The following is a 7,609-nucleotide window of genomic DNA, read 5'->3' on the forward strand; positions in this document are numbered from 1 at the left end:
GGGCCACATTCCCCTGTAATCCTGAAAGTAATCAATGACTCCGAAGAACGAACTCCTTTTCTGTGGCCTTGGCGGCTCCGGCGAAATCGGCATGAACGTCAACCTGTATGGCTGCCAGGGCAAATGGGTGATGGTCGATCTCGGCATCACCTTTGCCGATCCGCAATATCCCGCGTCGACGTCATCCTGCCCGACCTGTCCTTCATCGAGGAGCGGATCGACGATCTGCTCGGCATCGTGATCACGCACGGGCATGAAGACCATATCGGATCGCTGCCCTATCTCGCCGAAGATCTGGGCGTGCCGATCTATGCGACGCCGTTCACGATGGGCCTGGTCCGCGGCAAGCTCGAGGAAGAGGGGATCGCCAACCGCGTGAAGCTCAAGATGATCCCGATGGGCGGCAACTTCCAGCTCGGGCCGTTCGGCTTCACCTTCGTTGAAATGTCGCATTCGATCCCCGAGGCGAACGCGCTGCTGATCGACACGCCCTATGGTCGCGTGTTCCACACCGGCGACTGGAAGCTCGACAAGAACCCGGTGATCGGCAATCCGACCAAGCCCGAAGGCTTCATGGCGATCGGCGACAAGGGCGTCGACGTCTTGGTCTGCGATTCGACCAACATCTTCAACACCACCGCGTCGGGCAGCGAGAGCACGGTCCGCAAGGGCCTGTTTGAGGAAGTCAGCAAGGCCAAGGGCCGGGTGATGATCACCAGCTTCGCGTCGAACGCCGCACGGCTTCACACGTTCGGCGAAGTGGCGAAGGAAACCGGGCGCAAGCTTTGCGTCACCGGACGCTCGCTCGACCGGATCATCAAGGTCGCGCGTGCGACGGGGTATCTGAAGGACTTCCCCGAGACGATCGATCCTGACACCGCGATGCGTCTGCCCAAGAACAAGGTTCTGATCATCGCCACCGGCGGGCAGGGTGAGGAGCGCGCCGCGCTCGCGCGGGTTGCCAATGGCAGCCACACGATCACGCTCGAGGCCGATGACACGGTGATCTTCTCGTCGAAGCAGATCCCCGGCAACGAGGTTCAGATCGGCCGCATCCAGAACACGCTGGCCGCCAAGGGAATCCGCATGGTGACCGAGCGCCAGGCGCACGTCCACGTCTCGGGCCATCCCGGCCAGCCGGAGCTCGCGCAGATGTACGAGTGGCTGCGTCCCGACACGCTGATCCCGACGCATGGCGAGATGCGCCACATGATGGAGCATGCGCGCTTCGGGCTGGAGCAGGGGATTCCCCGTGCGCTGGTGCAGAGCAACGGCGACATCGTCCGGCTGGCGCCCAAGGGGCCGGTCAAGATCGGCAATGCGACGGTCGGCCGCCTGGTCCTCGATGGTGACGTGATCCTGCCGGCGGACGGCACCACGCTGAACGAGCGTCGCAAGCTGGCGATCAATGGCCAGATTTCGGTCGCGGTGGCGATCGGCAAGGACGGGCGGATGCTCGGTCAGCCGCAGGTCCGCGTCCAGGGCGTGCCGGTGGAGGAAGATCGTGCCGCATTCGTCGCGGATGCGGTCCAGGCGGTTGCCGACACCGTGCGGGGCGGCAAGCGCGATATCGACAAGATGCGCGAGCAGGTCCGACTTGCGGTCCGCAAGGTCTCGACGCGCTGGACCGGCAAGAAGCCGATCGTCGACGTTCTGCTGATCGAAGGCTGAGCCGATGCGCTGGACCTCGGCACTCGCGATCTACGTCCTGTTCTGGGCGTTCTCGGTGTTCCTGGTCCTGCCATTCGGTGTGCGGACGACGCGCGAGGTCGGGGGCGAGACCGTCCCCGGCCAGTCCGAGAGCGCGCCGCATGATTTCCACGCCGGGCGCGTCGCCTGGCGCGTGACGATCGTTGCGACGACGCTGTTCGTGCTGTTCCAGCTGAATTACGCTTACGGCTGGATCACGCCGCAGATGTTCGACCTGTTCGACACACGCGACATGGTCCGCCGCTAGCGCGACCGGGGCGGGCGCCCCTTTTAGCGGAGGCGTTCGATCGCCTGTGCTAGCGCCACGTAGAGCTTGCCCATATCCGACGAGAGCAGGGTGACACCGAGCGGTGAGCCGTCGCGCTGTGCCAGGATCGCACGCAACATCGATTCGAAGTCGTGGATGTAGCGGTTCACCATCTCGCGGAAGCCCGCATCGTCGTCATACAGGTTCGCGATCGATCGGGCATCGTTCGCGTCGAGGATGCGCACCGCACGGCGGGTGAAGACGCCGCGATCACCCTTGAGATAGGCCGCCCAGGCGCTGTCGGCGACTTCGGGCGCGAACGCCTTGGCGATGTCGATCGAGGCGGAGTTCAGCGATTCGATGAGCAGCGAGACCCGCCGCGCGAATGTGTCGCGATCGGCGGTTTCGCGGTCGTTGCGTGCCTCTTCGAGCCGGGTTTCGACGACCGCGGTCTGCTGTGCGATCGCCTCGACCTGTGCCGCCAACCGCTCGGTCGCGCGCGTCGTCGCGTCGACCGCGGCGTCGGTCGCGTCGCCGATCGCCTGGATCTGCCGATCGACGGTGTCGCCGGTCGCGCGGCGCAGCGCAGCACTGCTGGCGAGCTCGAGCGCCTGCGCGGCGCGGGAATGACCTGAGCGAGCGTGTGGCGCGCTGTATCCGCCGCCGCGGTCGCGGTCTCGCGGACGCGCAGCAACGCCTCGACGAGACGGGGTGCGGCCTCTTCGGAGAAGCTGTTGGTGCGATCGATCGTCTCGTCGACCATCTGGCCCAGTGCGTCCGCCTTGGCGCGACCCGAGGCCAGCGTGTCGAGCAGCGTGTTCGACAGGCGATCGAGCACGCTACGCTGTTCGGCGATGACACCGGCAATCGCCTCAATCGCGTCGTGCGTACTTTCGGCCGCGGTGACGAGCGCGAGCAATTCGGGCTTTGCCGCGACCACGATCGCCTTGCTGTCGGCGACGCGCCGGTCGAGCCGGGACAGCGCGTCAGGCAGGGTTTCGTCGATCTCGCGCGCCGCGGCGTCGAGGGCGATCAGCAGCGATTCGGTCGTGCCGATCGTCCGCCCCGCCATCGCCTCGCCCGAGCGGAGCGCCTCGGTCATCGCGTCCGCCGAGCCGCCCAGTGCGCTGATCGACGCAGCGAGCAGCTGGGTTCGTTCGACACCATGATGGTGGAGCGTGTCGATCCGCGTCTCGACCTGGTCGAGGCCTGAACCGAGCGAGCCGAGGATATCCTCCCCGGCTGTACGCTGCTCCTCTAGGCGGCGCGCCACCTGGGCGATCGCCGAATCGACGCCGGCGATCCGGTCGGCAATCGCCTCGGCGCTCGCGCGCGTCGCGCCGTCGCGCGCCACCTGATTGGCGCGGACCATCGCCAGCACCGCGTCACCCTGCGCGGCAATGCCCTTGCGTGCGTCGTCGACCGCATCCGCTGTACGCCCGAGCAGTGCGTCAACCTCCGCGGACATCGTCTCGGTAACCGCCTCGAGCCGGGCGCCTGCGGTTTCACTGGTCGCCTCCATCCGGATAATATGTGCGGCCAGCCGCTGCGCCGCGCCGCTCGCCACCGCATCGGCCTCCCGCCCACGGGCCGCCAGCGCGCCGATCTGCGCATCGAGGGCACCGGCATGCTCGCTGGCGGAAAGGCCGGCGCGTTCGAGCTGGTCCGCCATCGCTTCGGTCTCGGCATGCGCGCGCGGCAGCGAGGCAAGCAGGACACCGAGCGACGTCTGCGTCGCGTCGGCCGCGGCAACGAGGCTGCGCGTGTGCGCGTCGCGCGTCGATCTCGGTCGCGAAGCCTTCGCCGATCGCGCCGAGAAACTGATGCGCGGTCTCGCCCATCGTCATCAGCGTGTCGACCTGGTCCGCCAGATGACGGCGATTGCGGTCGATCGTCTGCGCGGTCGCGGCGACCGCCTGTTCGAGCCGGGCGGACTCCGCCTGCATCGCGCGCGCCGTGACCCCGAACCGCGCCGCCTCGGCCCGGCTCGTCCGCATCGCGAGCAACCAGATGATGCCGATCAGCGCCGGCACGACGCACAGCGCTGCGAGGAGCTGGACCAGCGCGACCGGTCCGATCGCACCGATCTCGCCGCGGACGAGCCAGAGCATGACGGCGAGCCAGAGCAGGACCGCGGCGATCGCCGCACCCGCGAAGATCCGCCCGCGATCGGCGCCGTCGTCGTCCGCCGGCAGGATATAGTCGTCGATAAACACGGGTGCGCGTTCCTTCAAAGGCGGTGGTGGGACGTCGCCAAGGTCCGGATCCCGGGCAGGGTCCGCGCGCAGGCCGATGATGGAAGAACCCCCGTTCATGTCCGGGTTTTACCATGAAATCGGCTTTGACAAAGCGAATAGCGCAACCTCCCGTTAAGTCGGTCGCGTGTACGCCCCATCTCATGGCCTATGATCCCGGAGCAATCGACGCCGCCCTGGCAGCCGCGGTCGGGGACGATCCGCTGCTGATCGCCGACCTGCACCTCGCCTTCACCCACAGCGCCGCCGACGCGCTGGACGCTATGGTGGACGCATCCGACGCCGAGGCATGGCGCGCCGCGGCATGGCGGCTGAAGGGGCTGGCGGCGAGCTTTGGCGCGATGCCGCTGATGACGCTGGCGCGCGCGGCGGCCGACACCCCGCCCGGCGACGACGACATGCTGCGTCGGCTGCGCGACGCGGTAAAGCAGCTTTGACCCGGATGCAGGGCGGTGATCTGCGCGTGCTTCTGACGCACGGGCTTTGCATCCGTCGTTTCGACGCCTAACAGCCGCAGATGCTTGCCGGGCTTCTCTTTGCTATTCACGATGCCGACGATCGCCCCGATCGCCTGGCTGCCACTTTGCCGTTCAGCGGCGTCACGCTGATCGAGTATCAGGCGCGGTTGCTGATTGCAGCCGGCGTGCGTCAGGTCATCGTGGTCGTCGCGCGGCTGACGCCTGAGTTGCTGGGCGCGATCAATCGCATCAACCGCCGTGGTGTCGCGGTCGATACCGTCCGGACTGCGGCCGAGGCGATGGAAAAGCTCCATCCGCTGGCGCGCGTCTTGATGCTCGGCGATGGGCTGGTGACGACCGAGAGCATCGTCGCGGCGATGGCGAACGAGGGCGGCGATGCGCTGCTCGTCGTGCCTGAGGACGATGCGGGACCCGGGTTCGAGCGCGTCGGTGGCCAGATGGCATGGGCCGGTGTCGCCCGGCTGGAGCCCGCACGGATCGCCGAAGTCGCGGGCCTGCCCAATGATTACGACCTTCAATCGACGCTGCTGCGGATCGCGGTGCAGGCGCGCGCGGTGCAGATCCTGCTGCCGACCGATGCAATTCGCAGCGGGCACGGCATCGAGCGCGAGGCGCGGACGCTGGAAGAACGCGGCCGTGCCGTGCTGGCGACGATCGTGTCGGGGCGCAGCGGCTGGTTCGACCGTTTCGTGCTCGCGCCGATCGCCAGGCTCGGCCTGCCGTTCCTGGTCGATAAGAGCGTTGCTGGCACGACCGTCGGCGCGACGTCGCTGGGTATCGCCGCAGCCGGGCTTGGCGCCATGCTGTTCGGCTGGCTGGCGACCGGACTGGTGCTTGCCAGCACGGCCTGTGTCGGTCTGGCGATCGGCTCGGTGCTGAGTGGCCTGCGCGACGATGAGTCGGTCGCGACGATGCAGACGCGCGGAATCGGCGTCGTCAGCGCGCTCGCCGTTCTGCTGTTTGCCTTTCTGTGGGCGGGCTATTCGGCCGACAACAGCGCGCTGGTCATGGCGGCCGCACTGCTCGCGATCGCAGCGCTGGGCGAACGCGCGATCGTCGAGCGGGCGCGTCGCATGTGGTGGGGCAGTGCGCCGGCCTATCTGCTGATTGTCACGATCGTCGCGATCCTCGGATTTCCGCTGTTGGGCCTTGCGATCGCCGGGCTGTACGCGACGGTCACGCTGGCTGCGGCAATCGAGCATCTTCGTCTTCAGCCTTAGTACCGCCTTAATAATAAGGGGGTAGGCACGGCGCATGTCGGTTGGCTCTGAACCCTTGCCTGATCCCGCGCTGTCACGCGCGAGTGCGATCGCGCGCGCCGCGCGTGCGCGTCAGCGGGCCGACGACCGGCTGGAAACCACGATCACCGACTTTTTCCTGACCGCCGATGCGCGGCTGGAGGAACGTACGCGGTTGATGCTGGCACATGTCCTGCGCGGCATCATCGGGGCGATCGAGGCGGATATCCGCCGTCATGCCGCCCGCGTTCTTGCCGGGCTGGGGGAGACGACGCGGGCGGAGGCGATCCTGACGCAGGGCGGCGCCTTGCTGCGGCTGACGCGGTCGGGGGTGTTGCGCGACCGCGATCTGATGAAGGACCTGATCGCACGCGTCCGGCATGACCTGATCGCCGATGCCCTTCCCGCCGCGATCGCCGGTCCCGAGGAGCCGAGCCTGTTGATCCGCCTGACGGGGGTGTCGGATACGACCGTCGCCACCGCGGCCGGCGCGCTGCTCGCGGCGGAAAGCCGGCGTCGCGCGGCCAATGAATCGGGAATGATCGCGGGAAGCGACGTGCCCGCCGACCTGCATCGCCGCCTCGTCTGGTGGGTAGCCGCGGCGGTGCGCGACGGGCTTGACGATGCCTTGAAGGACGCTGGCGAGATGGTCGCGATGCAGGGCCGCGGGCAGAGCGATCAGGCGATCACCGAAGCGGCGCTGCGCAGCCTTGCCGCGCATGATGACGCGGAGCGCCCCGAAGCCGTCGCGATCCGCCTCGCCGCAGCGATCGATGCCCGTCGCGACGAATTGCCGGCGCTGCTGGTCGAGGCGCTCGGCGACCGGCGTCTGACCCTGTTCGTCGCGGTGCTGGCGCATGCGATCGGGATTGATGCCGAACAGGTCCGGGTGATCGTACTCGATCCCGACGGAGAGCAACTGTGGCTGGCACTGCGGGCGGCGGATCTCGACCGGGAGACGATCGCGCGGATCGGACTGGCGCTGGCCGATGCCGATCCGCGCCGTGATATCGAAAGTTTCGCCGACGCGCTCGACAGCATCGCGAGCGTCGCGGTCGACGATGCGCGCGCGGCGATCGCACCGCTGGCGATGCACCGCGAGTTTCGCGCGGCGTTGCGGGCGCTGGCCGGGGCAGACCGACGATGACGGGATATATGACAGGCGACACTGCGGTCGCACTGGCGGAAGTGGCAGGGGACGGCGTGTTGCTGTCGGCGGATCCGATCCTGCTTGCGCTCAACAGCCGCGCCGGGGGGGTGATCGGCGCGCCGATCGCGGTGCCGCAGCTCGCAATGATCGCACGCCTGGCGCGCCGGCTGGGAATCGCGGTTTCGCGCAGCGTGGTGATCGCCGATGACGACGTCGATCTCGATCTGTGGGTCCGTGCGCAGCCCGAGGGCGATACGGTCGGCCTTGCGGTGAGCGGCTGGCGCGAACTCCAGCCGTGGCGTCCAGCGGCACCAAACCCCGGTGCAGGCGTCGATTTCCTGTCGAGTGGTGCCGACTGGCGCTGGGAGACCGACGCTGCACTTCGCCTGACATTCGTATCGCCCGACGCAGGGCCCCGCATGGGCGTCGACCCGCTCGCGCTGCTCGGCAAGCCGCTGACGAGCCTCGTCATGCTCGACAGCGGCGATGACGGCGCGCTGCCGATCCTCGACGCGGTCGCGCGCCGCCAG

General features: G+C 68.0%; 6 protein-coding genes and 2 pseudogenes. 6 read left to right on the forward strand and 2 right to left on the reverse strand.

The window, feature by feature from the left end:
* The first annotated feature begins 34 nt into the window (after positions 1 to 34).
* Both NI18_RS01355 and NI18_RS01360 read left to right on the forward strand, forming a co-directional pair.
* Positions 35 to 1,671: pseudogene (locus NI18_RS01355) on the forward strand (ribonuclease J).
* 4 nt (positions 1,672 to 1,675) lie between these two features.
* Entirely contained in the window at positions 1,676 to 1,957 is a 282-nt protein-coding gene (locus tag NI18_RS01360; protein ID WP_031393778.1) for a DUF1467 family protein, read from the forward strand.
* A gap of 23 nt (positions 1,958 to 1,980) precedes the next feature.
* On the opposite strand, the gene NI18_RS26170 is transcribed toward NI18_RS01360, so the two are convergent.
* Positions 1,981 to 2,442 (reverse strand): hypothetical protein, encoded by a 462-nt coding sequence (locus tag NI18_RS26170; protein WP_306286153.1) that lies wholly within the window; start codon positions 2,440 to 2,442, stop codon positions 1,981 to 1,983.
* A 1,020-nt stretch (positions 2,443 to 3,462) separates the two neighbouring features.
* A complete protein-coding gene (locus tag NI18_RS26175; protein ID WP_306286154.1) occupies positions 3,463 to 4,173 on the reverse strand; it encodes a hypothetical protein in 711 nt (236 codons plus the stop codon).
* Between the two features lie 182 nt (positions 4,174 to 4,355).
* On the opposite strand from NI18_RS26175, the gene NI18_RS01370 reads away from it, so the two are divergent.
* The 4 genes and pseudogenes from NI18_RS01370 to NI18_RS01385 form a co-directional block, all read left to right on the forward strand.
* Entirely contained in the window at positions 4,356 to 4,649 is a 294-nt protein-coding gene (locus NI18_RS01370; RefSeq protein ID WP_031440942.1) for an Hpt domain-containing protein, read from the forward strand.
* An 80-nt stretch (positions 4,650 to 4,729) separates the two neighbouring features.
* The gene (locus NI18_RS01375) at positions 4,730 to 5,911 is read left to right on the forward strand and encodes a hypothetical protein (RefSeq protein ID WP_037527531.1); all 1,182 of its coding nucleotides are present in this window, start codon (positions 4,730 to 4,732) and stop codon (positions 5,909 to 5,911) included.
* Between the two features lie 34 nt (positions 5,912 to 5,945).
* On the forward strand, positions 5,946 to 7,076 hold the full coding sequence (locus NI18_RS01380; protein WP_031394560.1) for a DUF2336 domain-containing protein: 1,131 nt from the start codon (positions 5,946 to 5,948) through the stop codon (positions 7,074 to 7,076).
* Between the two features lie 8 nt (positions 7,077 to 7,084).
* Positions 7,085 to 7,609 (forward strand): annotated as a pseudogene (locus NI18_RS01385) (PAS domain-containing sensor histidine kinase); the annotation flags it as partial.

This window comes from Sphingomonas sp. Ant20 (genome assembly GCF_000783375.1).
GTDB lineage: Bacteria > Pseudomonadota > Alphaproteobacteria > Sphingomonadales > Sphingomonadaceae > Sphingomonas > Sphingomonas aerolata.